The following is a 15,321-nucleotide window of genomic DNA, read 5'->3' on the forward strand; positions in this document are numbered from 1 at the left end:
GAGGGGGACAAGGGTGAACAACGGAATTGCCCGCTATATGGCGCTAGCGGTCATGTTTCTTGCCGCCTGGGCGGCGGTTCATTGGCCTCCGATTGGCGATTACATCGCGAGCTGGCGTCCGATGGAAACAACCGCGATGAAAGAGCGCGACAAGCTGTACGACACGATCGTCAAACAAGCGAAGCAATATGAAATTCCCGCCCAAGATGCGGTCATCGATAAAGTATGGAAGGCGACGCCCGGCTACAACGGGCTCGCCGTCGACATTGACGCCTCCTATCAAAACATGAAGAAAACGGGGATGTTTGATGAGCGAAAACTCGTGTTCCGTCAAGTGCCCCCGCGCGTCCATTTGGACGATTTGCCGCCGGCGCCGATTTACCGCGGCCATCCTGACAAGCCGATGGTGGCGTTTGCGGTCAATGTCGCTTGGGGGAAGAATACCTCCCCGACATGCTTGAGACGATGAAAAAATACAATGTCAAGGCGACGTTCTTCTTGGAAGGACGATGGGTAAAAAAACACCCGGAGATGGCAAAAATGATAGCAGACGCCGGCCATGAAATCGGCAACCATTCCTACAGCCATCCCGATATGAAAACGCTCGCTGTCGATGACATCCGCCGCGAGCTCGAGAAAACAAACGAAGTGATTAAGGCGGCGACATCGGTGAAATGCAAATGGTTTGCCCCGCCAAGCGGCAGCTACCGCGACGAGGTCGTCGAGGTCGCCGCGGAACTCGGCATGAAAACGATTCTATGGAGCGTCGATACAATTGATTGGCAAAAACCGTCGCCATCTGTTATAGTGAAACGGGTGACATCGAAAGTTCATCCTGGCGCCATCATTTTGATGCACCCAACGATGCCGACGGCGGCTGCACTTGACGAGCTGATCACCTCGATTAAGCAAAAAGGCTACGCCCTAGGCAGCTTGACGGCCTTATTCGATGAGAAAAGACTGGCAAACAAACAGGAGGAACATGGAGTTGATTAACAAATATACGTGCAAAAACGGTGTGCGAATCGTGCTCGAGCAAATTCCGACTGTAAGGTCGGTGGCCATCGGCATATGGATCGGGACCGGCTCGCGCAATGAAACGGAGCAAACCAATGGCATTTCCCATTTTTTAGAGCATATGTTTTTCAAGGGGACCACGACGCGCACGGCCCGGGACATTGCGGAAGCATTCGACAGCATCGGCGGGCAAGTAAACGCCTTTACATCGAAGGAGTATACGTGTTACTACGCCAAAGTATTGGATGAACACGCGCCGTTGGCGCTTGAAATGCTCGCCGATATGTTTTTCCACTCGACATTTGTGGAGGATGAGCTGCAAAAGGAGCGCAACGTCGTGCTCGAGGAAATCAAAATGTATGAAGATACACCGGATGACATCGTCCACGATTTGCTCGGCAAAGCGTGCTATGCGGGTCATCCGCTCGGCTATCCGATTTTGGGCACGGAAGAGACGCTGCGCACGTTTACTGGCGACACGCTGCGCCAATATATGGCGGACTACTATACACCGGATCGCGTCGTCATTTCGGTCGCCGGCAACGTCGACGAACGGTTTATTGATGAGGTCGAGCGCTATTTCGGCTCGTTCGCCGCAGAGAGCAAGCCGCCTTCTTCAGGGACGCCGGCGTTTGTGCCGCAAAAGATCGCGCGCAAAAAGGACACAGAGCAGGCGCACGTATGCATCGGATTCAACGGGTTGCCGATCGGCCATCCGGACGCGTACCCGCTCCTCATCTTGAACAATATTTTAGGCGGCAGCATGAGCAGCCGGCTGTTTCAGGAAGTGCGCGAACAGCGCGGATTGGCGTATTCGGTGTTCTCGTACCATTCCGCCTACCAAGACAGCGGCCTGCTCGCCATTTACGCCGGCACAGGAAGCAGCCAGCTTGATGTGCTGTTCGAAACGATCCAGCAGACCATTCGCCAGCTGAAGGAGGACGGAGTGACCGAAAAAGAGTTGCATAACAGCAAAGAGCAGATGAAAGGAAGCCTGATGCTTGGGCTCGAGAGCACGAACAGCCGGATGAGCCGCAACGGCAAAAATGAACTCCTTCTCGGCCGCCACCGCTCGCTTGATGAGATCATTGAAGAGATTGAAAGTGTCACGGTGGAAAAAGTAAACGAACTGGCGCGCACGGTTTTCACGGACGATTACGCGCTCGCCTTAATCAGCCCGGACGGCGTGCTGCCGCGCCCGCTCCCATAGACCGAGCTCAAAAAAGCTAACGACCTGTCGCTAGGTTGTTAGCTTTTTCGTTTCCGCCTCTTTCACCCTTCCTCGGGGACGTCGATCATCACCATATCGGCGCCGATTTTGCGAATATATTTCCACGGCACGCGAATTTCCTGTCCGTCTTTGCGAAACCCGAACCATTTTCCCGTTGGGATGAGCAGCGCCTCGATCTGCCCCGTTTGCTCGTTGATTTCCAAATCGGTCTGCCCGAGCACCCCGAGCCGCTCGGCTCGGCTTACATCGACAATTTCTTTTCCGCTTAATTCGCTCAGCCTCATGCTGGTTTCCTCCTTTTTCGCTTCTTTACTTTATATGTAAGGAACAAAAACAGAAAAAATGACTGCCTCTTGTCAGCTTTGGGCGCATATCGCCCATTTTTTCCTGCAAGGATATTCACCTATATTTTCCCTCCAACATAAGATGGGAAAGGAAACGGAGCAGTTTGCCATATAGATGCAATTTGAAGATTTACCATTTGCAACTCTTACTGAGTATTTGATCGACTGTCGGGCGACCGAACAACGCCGCTTCCAGACCCATTATATGGGTCTGTGAAGCAGGCGGTTGTTCGGTCCTCCGTCACGCCTTGGCGTGACGGAGAAGCCTGTGGCTTTCCTCCGACAGTCGAAAAGGGGAAAACCGCTTTTCCGTTAAGGATATGTTAAACTTCTTCGTTGCATCTATACAGAAAAGAAGGTGAGCGTACAACATGATGCTGACAGGAATGCATATCGCCATCATCGGCGGCGATGCTAGGCAGCTTGAAGTCATCCGCAAACTCGTTGAACTCGACGCGAAGTTGTCGCTTGTCGGCTTCGACCAGCTCGCCCATCATTTCACCGGGGCGATGAAGCTGCCGATTGGCGAAGTCGATTTTGCCGATTTGGATGCGATCATTTTGCCGGTTCACGGCACGACGCTGGACGGAAACGTCAACAGCGTGTTTGCCCACGAACCGATTCCGTTTACAGAAGAGATGGTGCAAAAAACGGCGCGGCAATGCACGATTTATTCCGGCATCAGCAACGCGTATTTGGACGAATTGGTGAAAAAAACAGGGCGCAAGCACGTGCAGTTGTTTGAGCGCGACGATGTCGCCATTTACAACTCCATTCCGACCGCGGAAGGCACGGTGATGATGGTCATTCAGCATACGGATTTTACGATCCACGGCTCATGCGTTGCCGTCTTGGGGCTTGGACGCGTTGGCATGACCGTCGCCCGGACGTTCGCCGCGTTGGGGCGAAAGTGAAAGTCGGGGCGCGCCGGTCGGAGCATCTCGCCCGCATTACAGAAATGGGGCTCGTGCCGTTTCACTTAAACGATTTGGAAAAAGAAGTGCGTGACATTGACGTCTGCATCAACACCGTGCCTCATCTCATCGTGACGGCGAGCGTCATCGCCAAAATGCCTCCCCATACGCTGATTATCGATTTGGCGTCAAAACCGGGCGGCACTGACTTCCGCTATGCCGAAAAACGCGGAGTGAAAGCCATTTTGGCGCCCGGGCTGCCGGGGATCGTCGCGCCGAAGACAGCTGGGCAAATCATCGCCAACGTCTTGGCGCAGCTGTTATATGCAGATTTACAAAAACGGGAGGAGAATCATGCATGAGCGGAAACAGCTTGAAAGGAAAACGGATCGGCTTTGGCCTCACCGGGTCGCATTGCACATATGATGCGGTGTTCCCGGAGATCGAGAAGCTTGTCAACGAAGGAGCGGAGGTGCTGCCGATCGTCACCTATACGGTGAAAACGACGAACACCCGCTTCGGGGAAGGGGAAGAATGGGTGAAAAAACTGGAGCAACTGACCGGAAACGAGGTGATCGATACGATCGTCAAAGCAGAACCTCTCGGACCGAAAATCCCGCTCGACTGCATGGTGATCGCCCCGCTCACCGGCAACTCGATGAGCAAGCTGGCCAATGCCATGACGGATTCCCCCGTGCTGATGGCAGCGAAAGCGACGATGCGCAACCACCGCCCGGTCGTGCTTGGCATCTCCACGAACGATGCGCTCGGCTTAAACGGCGTCAATCTAATGCGGCTTATGGCAGCAAAAAACATTTATTTCATCCCGTTCGGCCAAGACGCCCCGCAGGCGAAGCCGAACTCCATGGTCGCCTACATGCCGCTTTTGCGCGATACGATTCTCGCCGCGCTTGAAGGGAAGCAGCTGCAGCCGGTCATGATCGAGCGGTTCCGCTACAACTGAATCAAAAATCAATGTTCCGCATAAAAATGTTCTCTCGTCCACAGCGGAATGTGATAAAATAAAGACTATGAATTCACTTCTTAGAGTGACGATGTGGAAGGAGAATGGTTGATGGCTCAAAAACAATATCATGTCGCTGTCGTCGGAGCAACGGGGGCAGTTGGGCAGCAAATGGTGCGGACGCTTGAAGACCGGAACTTCCCGGTTGGAAAATTGACTTTGTTGTCATCGGAGCGGTCAGCCGGCAAAAAAATGCGCTTTCGCAGCGAGGAGATCGAAGTGCAGGCGGCATCGCCCGAGCGCTTTAACGGAGTCGACATCGCCTTGTTCAGCGCCGGCGGCGCCGTATCGAAAGCGCTGGCGCCGGAAGCGGTGCGGCGCGGGGCGATCGTGATCGACAATACGAGCGCGTTTCGGATGGAGGAAAACGTGCCGCTTGTCGTTCCGGAAGTGAACGAAAGCGATTTGACGTGGCATAACGGCATTATCGCCAATCCGAACTGCTCGACGATTCAAATGGTCGTGGCGTTGGAGCCGATTCGAAAAGCGTTTGGCTTAGAGCGCGTCATCGTCTCGACATACCAGGCCGTCTCCGGGGCGGGAGCGCAGGCCATTGAAGAGCTCAACGAGCAGACGAAAGCCGTGCTCGAAGGCAAGCCGGTTGAGGCGAACATTTTGCCAGTGAAATCGGACCGGAAGCATTACCCAATTGCGTTCAACGCCATTCCGCAAATCGATAAGTTTCAAGACAATGGATTCACGTTTGAAGAGATGAAAATGATCAATGAAACAAAAAAAATCATGCATATGCCTGAGCTGAAAGTGGCGGCGACGTGCGTGCGCATTCCGGTGGCGAGCGGCCATTCGGAATCGGTGTACATCGAAATTGAACAAGACGGCGTCACCGCCTCTGACTTGCAGGCGGTGCTCCGCGAAGCGCCGGGCGTCGTGCTTCAAGATGATCCGAGCGAACAGTTGTATCCGATGCCGGCCCATTGCGTCGGTAAGTACGACGTGTTTGTCGGCCGCATCCGCCGCGATTTGGACAACCGCCGCGGCTTCCATCTATGGGTTGTCGCTGACAACTTGCTAAAAGGTGCAGCCTCGAACTCGGTGCAAATCGCGGAAAGTTTGTTGAGGCTCGGGCTCATTTGAAAAAGCATCGAGGTGTTAGCATGAAACTCATTGTTCAAAAGTTCGGCGGCACGTCCGTCCGCGACGAGCGCGGGCGGAACTTGGCGCGCCGCCATATTGAACGGGCGTTGGAAGATGGCTATAAAGTCGTGGCCGTCGTATCGGCTATGGGACGTTCCGGCGATCCATATGCGACCGATACGCTGCTTAGTTTGATCGGCGGCGTTCATCACCATGTCACAAAACGAGAGCAAGATATGCTTATGGCGTGCGGAGAAATCATCTCAAGCGTTGTGTTCAGCAACTTGTTGAACGAACACGGCATCAAAGCGACGGCGTTCACCGGCGCCCAGGCAGGATTTTGCACGAACAGCGATCATACGAACGCGAAAATTCTCGAAATGCGCTGCGACCGCCTCCTTGAGGCGCTCGAGCAGTACGACGTTGTCGTGGTCGCCGGCTTTCAAGGCATGGCGGAAAACGGCGACATAACAACGCTCGGCCGCGGCGGGAGCGACACGTCGGCGGCAGCGCTCGGCGCGGCGTTAAACGCGGAGTGGGTCGATATTTTCACCGATGTCGACGGCGTCATGACCGCCGACCCGCGCATCGTGGAGAGCGCCCGGCCGCTTGACGTCGTGACGTATACGGAAATTTGCAACATGGCGTACCAAGGGGCGAAAGTGATCCATCCGCGCGCGGTGGAGATCGCCATGCAGGCGAAAGTGCCGCTGCGCATTCGCTCGACGTACTCCGATGCCCCCGGGACGCTCGTCACTTCATCGGTGCGCGGCCGAAAAGGAAGCGATGTGAAAGAGCGGCTTGTCACCGGCATTACGTACGTCGCCGACGTTACACAAATCAAAGTGCTGGCGAAAGAAGGCCACTATGAGCTGCAGTCTGACGTGTTTCAAGCGATGGCCCATGAAGGGATCAGCGTGGACTTTATCAACATTTCCCCGTACGGTGTTGTGTACACCGTGAGCGGCGACATGACGGAAAAAGCGGTGGCCGCCCTGCGCCGCATCGGCTACGAACCGGCCGTGACGCCCCGATGCGCCAAAGTGTCGGTCGTCGGCGCCGGCATTGCCGGCGTACCAGGGGTGACGGCGAAAATCGTCACTGCCTTGTCGGAGCAAGGCATTCAAATTTTGCAGTCCGCCGACAGCCATACGACGATTTGGGTGTTAGTGAAGCAAGACGATATGGAAAAGGCGGTCAACGCTCTGCATGACGCCTTCTGTTTATCCGAGGCGGATGCGGGCGAAGATGAAGCGATTGGGAGCGAGGAGTGAAAACCGTGGTTCAGTTCGGGAACATCATAACGGCGATGGTTACGCCATTTGACCGAAAAGGGAATCTCGACTTGGCAAAAACAACGGAGCTTGTCAACTATTTGCTTGACAATGGCACAGATGCGCTCGTTGTCGCCGGCACGACCGGCGAGTCGCCGACGTTGACGACCGAGGAAAAAATCGCGCTTTTTCGCCATGTCGTCTCCGTCGTCAACGGCCGAGCGCCGGTCATTGCTGGAACGGGCACGAACGATACGCGCGCGTCGATCGAGCTGACGAAAAAGGCGGAAGAGGCGGGCGTCGATGCGGTCATGCTTGTGGCGCCGTATTACAACAAGCCGAACCAAGAAGGGCTGTATCAACATTTCAAAGCGATTGCCGAAAGCACATCGCTGCCGGTGATGCTGTATAACGTTCCAGGGCGCACGTCGGTGAGTCTTGCTCCGGAGACGGTCATCCGGCTGTCCGAAGTTCCGAACATTGTCGCTGTCAAGGAAGCGGGCGGCAATTTGGACGCCATGGCGGAAATCATTGAGCGTACGCCGGACGACTTTTTGCTCTACAGCGGCGACGACAGCTTGACGCTTCCAGTGCTAGCGATCGGCGGCAATGGCGTCGTCTCGGTCGCTTCGCACATCATTGGCAATGAAATGCAGGAAATGATTCGTTCCTTTTTAGCGGGCGATCATCAGAAGGCGGCGGCGCTGCATCGAAAATGGCTGCCGCTCATGAAAGGCTTGTTTGCCGCCCCAAGCCCGGTGCCGGTGAAAACGGCGCTGCAGCTGCGCGGGCTGGACGTTGGTTCGGTGCGCCTTCCGCTTGTGCCGCTTGCCGAACAAGAGCGGAAGGAGCTAAGCCGCCTGCTCGATGCGCTGTCGTAACGAAACGATTCCCCAACGCTTTGCTTGCGCGTTGGGGCCTTTTTTTGCCTTGGCTGTGAAATCCATTGGCTGGTGAATGAACCATCTTGTGTTTTTCAGCATCGATTCGTTATAATAAAAGCAAGTGACTTTGAGCGGGTTAGCATCACAATTGGGAGGACGCAGCCTTGAAATCGAAAATAAAGCCGGTAGAGAAAATACGCATTTTTGCCCTTGGGGGAGTCGGAGAAATCGGAAAAAACATGTATGTTGTCGAATTGGACGAGGACATTTTTGTCATCGACGCCGGGGTGATGTTTCCGGAAGACGAAATGCTCGGCATCGACAAAGTGATCCCGGACATCACCTATTTGATTGAACGGCAGCATCGCATTCAGGCCATTTTTCTCACCCACGGGCACGAGGAGCATATGGGGGCGATCGCCTACGTGCTCAAGCAGCTGTCTGTGCCGGTATACGGAACGAAGCTGACGCTCGGGTTGGCGGAGGCGCTGTTAAAAGAACAAGGGGTGTCGGGCGCAAAGCTCAATGAAGTTCATCCGGATGCGGAGCTCGTGTTTGACAAGGCGAAAGTGACGTTTTTCCGCACGATCCACAGCATCCCCGATTCGATCGGCATCAGTCTGCATACATCGCAAGGTGCGATCGTGTACACGAGCGATTTTAAATTTGACCAAACCCCGTACGGCAACAACCGCACCGACTTAGGGAAAATGGCGCAAATCGGCGAAGAAGGGGTGCTGTGTCTTTTGTCGGACAGCACAAACGCCGAACGCCCCGGCTACAGCGGCTCCGATACGGTAGTCGCCTATGAGATCGCTGACGTGATCGGCCATGCGAAAGGACGCGTGTTTGTTGCCTGCTACGCTTCCAACATCACCCGCATCCAGCAAGTGCTGTACGCCGCCCGCCAATCCGGGCGTAAAGTGGCAGTCATCGGCAAAACGCTGCATAAAGTAATGGACATCGCCGTGCGCCTTGGCTATTTGCACGTTCCAGACAAGGTGACGATTTCTGCGCACGATATCGATCGCTACCATGACCGCGAGCTCGTCATTTTGACAACCGGCGGGCATGGCGAGCCGATGAGCGCGCTTTGGCGCATGGCGCGTCAAGCGAACAAACAAGTGAACATCAAAGAAGGGGATACCGTCATCGTCGCCGCATCCGTCATGCCGGGCTATGAGCTTGGGTTCGCGAAAACGATCGACGCCTTGTATCGGGCCGGCGCCAACGTGATTTACCGCGACCGGCAAGTGCACGTATCTGGGCACGGTTGCCAAGAAGAATTAAAGTTGATGCTCAATTTAATGAAGCCAAAATACTTTATTCCGGTGCATGGGGAATATCGGATGCAAAAAGCGCACGCCCGGTTGGCGAAGGCGGTCGGCATCTCGGAGGAGCGGACGTTTTTAATCGACAAAGGCGAAGTGATCGAGTTCCGCGGCGGTGCCGCCCGCCCCGGCGGCAAAGTGCCGTACGGCAACATTTTAATTGATGGCCTCGGCATTGGCGATGTCGGCAACATTGTGTTGCGTGACCGCCGCTTATTGTCCCAGGACGGCATTTTGATCGCCGTCGTCACGCTGAATAAAGAAGCGAAAACGATCGCGGCCGGCCCGGAAATCATTTCGCGGGGGTTCGTCTACATGCGCGAGTCTGAGACACTGCTTGAGGAAGCAGAGAAAATGGTGGCGGCAATCATCGAGCGCTGCCTTGAATCGTACATGCTTGAATGGTCGTCGTTGAAAGCGAACATCCGTGAAGCGTTAAGCCAGTTTTTATTTGAAAAAACGAAGCGCAGACCCATGATTTTGCCTATTATTATGGAAGTATAATGCAATCATGCTCAAAGTCAACTGAAAAATGCCGGAAACGGTCAGCCGTTGCCGGCATTTTTCTTTTTTCTTTCGGCCATACTAAGCGTATGATCGACAAGAAAGGAGACGAAATGGATGGAGAAGGAACGTTATTTTCAAGCGGAAACCGAGGGCGAACAGCCGGAAACAAAGGCCGAGGAAGCGACTGCGGCCATCACCCAGCTTGGGCAGACGAACGTCCCGCAAATGGATCCCGATACGAACATTCATTGTTTGACGATCGTCGGACAGATTGAAGGGCATATTCAGCTGCCTCCGCAAAATAAGGCGACGAAATACGAGCACGTCATTCCACAGATTGTGGCCATCGAGCAAAACCCGAAAATTGAAGGGCTGCTCGTCATTTTAAATACGGTCGGCGGCGATGTGGAAGCAGGGCTCGCCATTGCCGAAATGCTCGCCTCGCTCTCGAAACCGACTGTTTCCGTTGTGCTTGGCGGCGGCCATTCGATCGGCGTGCCGATCGCTGTGTCGTGCAACTATTCGTTCATCACCGAGACGGCGACGATGACGATTCATCCGGTCCGTTTGACGGGGCTTGTCATCGGCGTGCCGCAGACGTTTGAGTACTTGGATAAAATGCAGGAGCGCGTCGTCCGCTTCGTGACGAAACATTCGAAGATCAGCGAGGAAAAGTTTAAAGAGCTCATGTTTTCCAAAGGCAATTTGACGCGCGACATCGGCACGAACGTCGTTGGGCCTGACGCCGTTCGGTACGGGCTCATCGATGAAGTCGGGGGCGTGTCCCAAGCGATGGCGAAGCTGCGCGAGCTGATCGCGATGAGGAAAAACGGGGAAGGGAAGATGATCCAATGATTTTGTATACGATCATGCCCGAACATTTGATTTTTCCGGTCGATGCCGCTGTTTATGAGAAGCGGAAAATGGTGTATTACGATGGCATTCCGTTTCTCGTCCAATCTGTCGAAACGGGAGAATATGAAATCGTGCAAAACTTAAGCACGAATCCGTTCCATTTTTTAAACGCCAAATATGCGCCTGGGGCGCGATTTCCGGCTTCTCTGGCAACATCGTAATGAATTGTTCAGCCGTTCATGATATAATAGTAAACAAACGGAAAAAAGCAGCCATTGTTGGCTGCTTTTTTCCGGCTTGCCAATTCATTCATGCTGGAGTGAACGATCATGGCGAAACGAAAGCGAAGAAGAAAAGGGAAACCGTCAAAAACACAGCCATGGACGGAAACCATCCGCTTTGAATTGATCGGACTTGGCTTGCTCGCGGTCGCTGTCGTTGCGATGGCCCGCCTCGGGCTTGTCGGGGAGACGCTCGTGCTTGTGGGCCGCTTTTTTTTCGGCGAATGGTACATGCTATTAGTAGGCGGACTTTTCCTATTATCGCTCATCGTCATGTGGCGGCGGGAGTGGCCGTCATGGACGGGCCGCCCGTTTGTCGGCGCTTCGTCCATCGCCGCGGCGCTTCTGCTTTTGAGCCATGACAAGCTGTTTGAACTCATGTCGCGGCGCGGCGAGCTTGATCCGAGCATCATTCGGACGACGTGGGGGCTGTTTTGGAACGAAGCAAGCGGCAAGGCGGCCGATGTGGATTTAGGGGGCGGAATGGTCGGCGCCCTGTTATTTGCCGCCAGCTACCAGCTGTTCGATTCGCCCGGGACGAAATGGATTTGTTTCCTTCTGTTCATCGTCGGCTTTGTCGTGCTGACCGGGAAATCGCTGCGCGAGACGGCCGGCAAATGGGTTGCTTTTGCCGCAGCGTTTGTGCGAAAAGAATGGTTGGCGTTTGTCGAAGATATCAAGCAATGGCGGGCGGGGAGGAAGCGCAAGGAAAGCGGCGGCCGAAGCCGACGCTCGCGGCGGGCGGCCGCAAAGCGGGAAGACGAGCCGGCTGAAGCAAGCAGCGTCGAGCCGGATGAGGAATTGCTTTCCCCGCCGCCGATCATTTCCGATTTTGCCGCAGTCCGGTCGGCCGCTGAGCCGGAAGAAGAGAAGAATCCACTGGTGGAAGGCGACAGTGGGGGGGAGGAGGACAAACCGGCGCCGCCGCTTGCGTTTTCCGAGCATGAAAACACCAATTACGACCTGCCGCCGCTTGATTTGCTTCGCCTGCCGAAGCCGGCCGGGCAATCGGCCGATCATGCGAACATTTACGCCAACGCGCGAAAACTGGAGAAAACGTTCCAAAGCTTCGGCGTCAAGGCGAAAGTGACGCAAGTGCACCTCGGTCCGGCGGTGACGAAATATGAAGTGTATCCGGACGTCGGGGTGAAAGTGAGCAAAATTGTCAGCTTAAGCGACGATTTGGCGCTCGCTTTGGCGGCGAAAGACATCCGCATTGAAGCACCGATCCCCGGCAAGTCCGCGATCGGCATCGAAGTGCCAAATGAAGAGATCGCCACTGTTTCGCTGCGCGAAGTGCTGGAAGCCATTGAGCATACACGGGACAAGGCGAAGCTTTTGATTCCGCTTGGGCGCGACATCTCCGGTGAAGTCGTCGCTGCAGAACTAAACAAAATGCCGCATTTGTTGATCGCCGGCGCGACCGGCAGCGGCAAAAGCGTCTGCATCAACGGCATTATCGTCAGCCTGCTCATGCGCACGAAGCCGCATGAGGTGAAGCTGATGATGATCGATCCGAAAATGGTGGAGTTAAGTGTGTACAACGGTGTTCCTCATTTGTTGACACCGGTCGTCACCGACGCGAAAAAAGCGGCCCAGGCGCTGAAAAAAGTCGTCCAAGAAATGGAGCGGCGCTACGAGCTGTTCTCGCATACCGGCACGCGCAACATTGAAGGATATAACGAGCATATCCGCCACCATAACGAAACGGCGTCGGAACAGCAGCCGCTTTTGCCATACATCGTCGTGATCATCGACGAATTGGCCGACTTGATGATGGTGGCTTCCTCGGATGTGGAAGAGGCGATCACCCGTTTGGCGCAAATGGCGCGCGCCGCTGGCATCCATTTGATCATCGCCACCCAGCGCCCGTCGGTGGACGTCATCACCGGCGTCATCAAAGCGAACATTCCGTCGCGCATCGCCTTCAGTGTATCATCGCAAATCGACTCGCGCACCATTTTGGATATGGGCGGGGCGGAAAAACTGCTCGGCCGCGGCGATATGCTGTTTTTGCCGATGGGGGCCTCAAAACCAGTGCGCGTCCAAGGGGCGTTTGTCTCCGACCAAGAGGTGGAAGACGTCGTTCGGTTTGTCATCGGACAGCAGCAGGCGCAATATTATGAGGAGATGTTCGTCGAAGACAGCGAACTCTCTTCCTCAGCCCTTGAAGACGAGTTGTACGATGAGGCGGTCCGCCTTGTCGTTGAAATGCAAAGCGCCTCCGTCTCGATGCTGCAACGCCGCTTCCGCATCGGTTACAATCGCGCCGCTCGGCTCATTGATGCCATGGAGGAGCGCGGCGTCGTCGGCCCGTATGAAGGAAGCAAGCCGCGCGCTGTTCTTTGGTCGAAGGAAGATTTAAAAAAGACATCATAAATGAAAAAAAGGGCGGGCGAAAAAAGCCTGCCCGCTCAATCATACATCTTATTGGAAGCGTTACCAATCCTATTTCTTTTTCTTCGACAAAATTTGATATCACCTATTTATTTGCCCAGTAAAAAATGATATAGTAATCTCAAAAAGGTTATATGTCTAATGTCAGAGGTCTGATCTTAACGCAAATGCGTAACACGGAGGACGTTGTCATGTCAATCAAATCAGACAGCCGCCACCTTTACTTGCAAGTGATTGATCGCATCAAGCGCGATATTGAAACGGGAGTGTACAAAGAAAAGCAAAAACTGCCGTCCGAGTTTGAACTCGCCAAACAGCTTGGCGTCAGCCGGGCGACATTGAGGGAAGCGCTCAGGGTGCTTGAAGAAGAAAACATTATCATCCGCCGCCACGGCGTCGGAACGTTTGTCAACGCCCGTCCGCTGTTTACGTCCGGCATCGAGCAGCTCTCAAGCGTCACGGATATGATTCGTCAAGCGGGGCGCAAGCCAGGAACGATTTTTTTGTCTTCCTCCATCCAACAGCCGACGGAAGACGATATGCGCCGTTTCCAATGCCGGCCGGACGAGAATTTGCTGCTCATCGAGCGGGTGCGCACCGCTGATGGAGAGCCGGTCGTTTATTGCTTGGATAAAATTTTATGCAAATATTTGCCCAAAGGGATCTCTTATGAGCAAGAGTCGTTGTTTGAAAACTTGCACAACCAAACGCATCGCGACATCGCCTATGCGGTCGCGCGCATCGTGCCGCTCGGCTATCATGAAAAAGTGTCGCCGATTTTGCAATGCGACCCGGAAACGGCGCTGCTTGTGCTCAAGCAAATGCATTTCGATAAAAACGATGAGCCGATTTTTTATTCCGTCAACTACTTCCGCTCCGACAAGTTCAGCTTCCATGTCATGCGGAAGCGGTTCAGCTTTTAAGGGGGTGAAAAGGGTACATAGAAAGAAGCCGGAAGTTTCATACTAAATAAAGGAACCAATTTTCAAAGCAGGGGGTAGTGATGGATGAAAAAGCGAATGGGATTGCTTTTGTCCACTTTGTTCGCCGCCAGCACGCTGCTTGCCGCTTGTGGCGGTCAAGGGGGAAATAATGCCGGGGGCGGAAAAGACACGTTCAGCGTCGCCATGGTCACCGACGTTGGCGGCATTGACGACAAATCGTTCAACCAGTCGGCTTGGGAAGGGCTGCAAAAGTTCGGCAAAGACAACGGGCTTGAAAAAGGCCGCGGCGGCTACGACTACTTGCAGTCATCGAGCGACGCTGACTATGCCACGAACTTAAACAAGCTTGTGCGCAGCGACTTTGACTTGATTTTCGGCATCGGGTATTTGATGGGCGACGCGGTGAAAGAAGTCGCGAAGCAAAACCCGAAAAAACATTTCGCCATCGTCGACACGGTTGTTGACGAGCCAAATGTCGCCAGCATCACGTTCAAGGAGCATGAAGGCTCGTTCCTTGTCGGTGTTGTCGCCGGGCTAATGACGAAAACGAATAAAATCGGCTTTGTCGGTGGGATGGAGATTCCGTTGATCGAAAAATTCGAAAGCGGATTCCGCGCCGGCGTGAAAGCGGTCAATCCGAAGGCGACTGTGGAAGTGCAATACGCCGGGGCGTTCGACCAAGCGGATAAAGGGAAAGCGATCGCCTCGAGCATGTACGCGTCTGGCATCGACATCATCTACCATGCAGCTGGAGCGACTGGGAACGGCGTCTTCTCGGAAGCGAAAGATTTGAAGAAGAAAGATCCGAACCGCGAAATTTGGGTCATCGGTGTTGACAAAGACCAAGCGCCGGAGGGAGAAGTGAAAGTCGGCGGCAAAACGTACAACGTAACGCTCACTTCGATGGTGAAGCGCGTCGACGTCGCTGTCTATGACACGGCGAAACGGGCGAAAGAGGGCGACTTCCCGGGCGGCAAAACGATTGAGTACGGGTTGCCGGAAAATGGGGTTGGCATTGCCCCGACGCAAGACAACATTCCGGAGAACGTGTTAAAAACCGTTGACGAATGGAAGCAAAAAATCATCAAAGGCGAAGTGAAAGTTCCGACAAACCGGAAAGAGTACGAGCAATTCGCTGCGACGATCAAGTGACGAACAACGGCGAAGAAGGCTAGCGCGAGCCGCTAGCCTTCTTCAAAATCGTCAACTACCCCCACTTCGCT

The 15,321-nt window shown here is 54.3% G+C and carries 12 protein-coding genes and 2 pseudogenes; 13 read left to right on the forward strand and 1 reads right to left on the reverse strand.

Features of this window, described 5'->3' with window-relative positions:
- Nucleotides 1-13 precede the first annotated feature (13 nt).
- Both A0V43_RS03490 and A0V43_RS03495 read left to right on the forward strand, forming a co-directional pair.
- Nucleotides 14-996 (forward strand): annotated as a pseudogene (locus tag A0V43_RS03490) (polysaccharide deacetylase family protein).
- Complete coding sequence (locus A0V43_RS03495; RefSeq protein WP_063192389.1) at nucleotides 983-2,227, forward strand: M16 family metallopeptidase; 1,245 nt, start codon at nucleotides 983-985, stop codon at nucleotides 2,225-2,227. The pseudogene A0V43_RS03490 and the gene A0V43_RS03495 overlap by 14 nt, the downstream one beginning before the upstream one ends.
- A 62-nt stretch (nucleotides 2,228-2,289) precedes the next feature.
- Here the strand turns inward: A0V43_RS03495 and A0V43_RS03500 are convergent, their stop codons facing one another.
- Nucleotides 2,290-2,532 (reverse strand): YlmC/YmxH family sporulation protein, encoded by a 243-nt coding sequence (locus tag A0V43_RS03500; protein ID WP_011230772.1) that lies wholly within the window; start codon nucleotides 2,530-2,532, stop codon nucleotides 2,290-2,292.
- Nucleotides 2,533-2,963: 431 nt separating this feature from the next.
- On the opposite strand from A0V43_RS03500, the pseudogene dpaA reads away from it, so the two are divergent.
- From dpaA to A0V43_RS03555, 11 genes and pseudogenes are all read left to right on the forward strand, one after another.
- Nucleotides 2,964-3,868: pseudogene (gene dpaA, locus A0V43_RS03505) on the forward strand (dipicolinic acid synthetase subunit A).
- Complete coding sequence (locus A0V43_RS03510) at nucleotides 3,865-4,470, forward strand: dipicolinate synthase subunit B (RefSeq protein WP_063192390.1); 606 nt, start codon at nucleotides 3,865-3,867, stop codon at nucleotides 4,468-4,470. The pseudogene dpaA and the gene A0V43_RS03510 overlap by 4 nt, the downstream one beginning before the upstream one ends.
- A 111-nt stretch (nucleotides 4,471-4,581) precedes the next feature.
- The gene (asd, locus tag A0V43_RS03515) at nucleotides 4,582-5,625 is read left to right on the forward strand and encodes an aspartate-semialdehyde dehydrogenase (RefSeq protein WP_063192391.1); all 1,044 of its coding nucleotides are present in this window, start codon (nucleotides 4,582-4,584) and stop codon (nucleotides 5,623-5,625) included.
- Nucleotides 5,626-5,645: 20 nt separating this feature from the next.
- Entirely contained in the window at nucleotides 5,646-6,899 is a 1,254-nt protein-coding gene (gene dapG, locus A0V43_RS03520) for an aspartate kinase (protein ID WP_063192392.1), read from the forward strand.
- Between the two features lie 5 nt (nucleotides 6,900-6,904).
- A complete protein-coding gene (dapA, locus tag A0V43_RS03525; RefSeq protein WP_015374437.1) occupies nucleotides 6,905-7,780 on the forward strand; it encodes a 4-hydroxy-tetrahydrodipicolinate synthase in 876 nt (291 codons plus the stop codon).
- Nucleotides 7,781-7,947: 167 nt separating this feature from the next.
- The gene (locus tag A0V43_RS03530) at nucleotides 7,948-9,618 is read left to right on the forward strand and encodes a ribonuclease J (RefSeq protein ID WP_063192393.1); all 1,671 of its coding nucleotides are present in this window, start codon (nucleotides 7,948-7,950) and stop codon (nucleotides 9,616-9,618) included.
- A 117-nt stretch (nucleotides 9,619-9,735) separates the two neighbouring features.
- Nucleotides 9,736-10,476: a ClpP family protease gene (locus A0V43_RS03535; protein ID WP_063192394.1), complete on the forward strand. Its 741-nt coding sequence runs from the start codon at nucleotides 9,736-9,738 to the stop codon at nucleotides 10,474-10,476.
- Nucleotides 10,473-10,697, forward strand: a complete 225-nt coding sequence (locus A0V43_RS03540) for a YlzJ-like family protein (RefSeq protein ID WP_013145716.1) — start codon at nucleotides 10,473-10,475, stop codon at nucleotides 10,695-10,697. Before A0V43_RS03535 ends, A0V43_RS03540 begins: the two co-directional genes overlap by 4 nt.
- Before the next feature lie 108 nt (nucleotides 10,698-10,805).
- On the forward strand, nucleotides 10,806-13,136 hold the full coding sequence (locus A0V43_RS03545) for an FtsK/SpoIIIE family DNA translocase (protein ID WP_063192395.1): 2,331 nt from the start codon (nucleotides 10,806-10,808) through the stop codon (nucleotides 13,134-13,136).
- 209 nt (nucleotides 13,137-13,345) lie between these two features.
- Nucleotides 13,346-14,077, forward strand: coding sequence for a GntR family transcriptional regulator (locus A0V43_RS03550; protein WP_011230782.1), 732 nt, complete (start codon nucleotides 13,346-13,348; stop codon nucleotides 14,075-14,077).
- 84 nt (nucleotides 14,078-14,161) lie between these two features.
- The gene (locus A0V43_RS03555) at nucleotides 14,162-15,250 is read left to right on the forward strand and encodes a BMP family lipoprotein (protein ID WP_013145713.1); all 1,089 of its coding nucleotides are present in this window, start codon (nucleotides 14,162-14,164) and stop codon (nucleotides 15,248-15,250) included.
- Nucleotides 15,251-15,321 lie beyond the last annotated feature (71 nt).

Source organism: Geobacillus sp. JS12 (assembly GCF_001592395.1).
Classification (GTDB): Bacteria; Bacillota; Bacilli; order Bacillales; family Anoxybacillaceae; genus Geobacillus; species Geobacillus zalihae.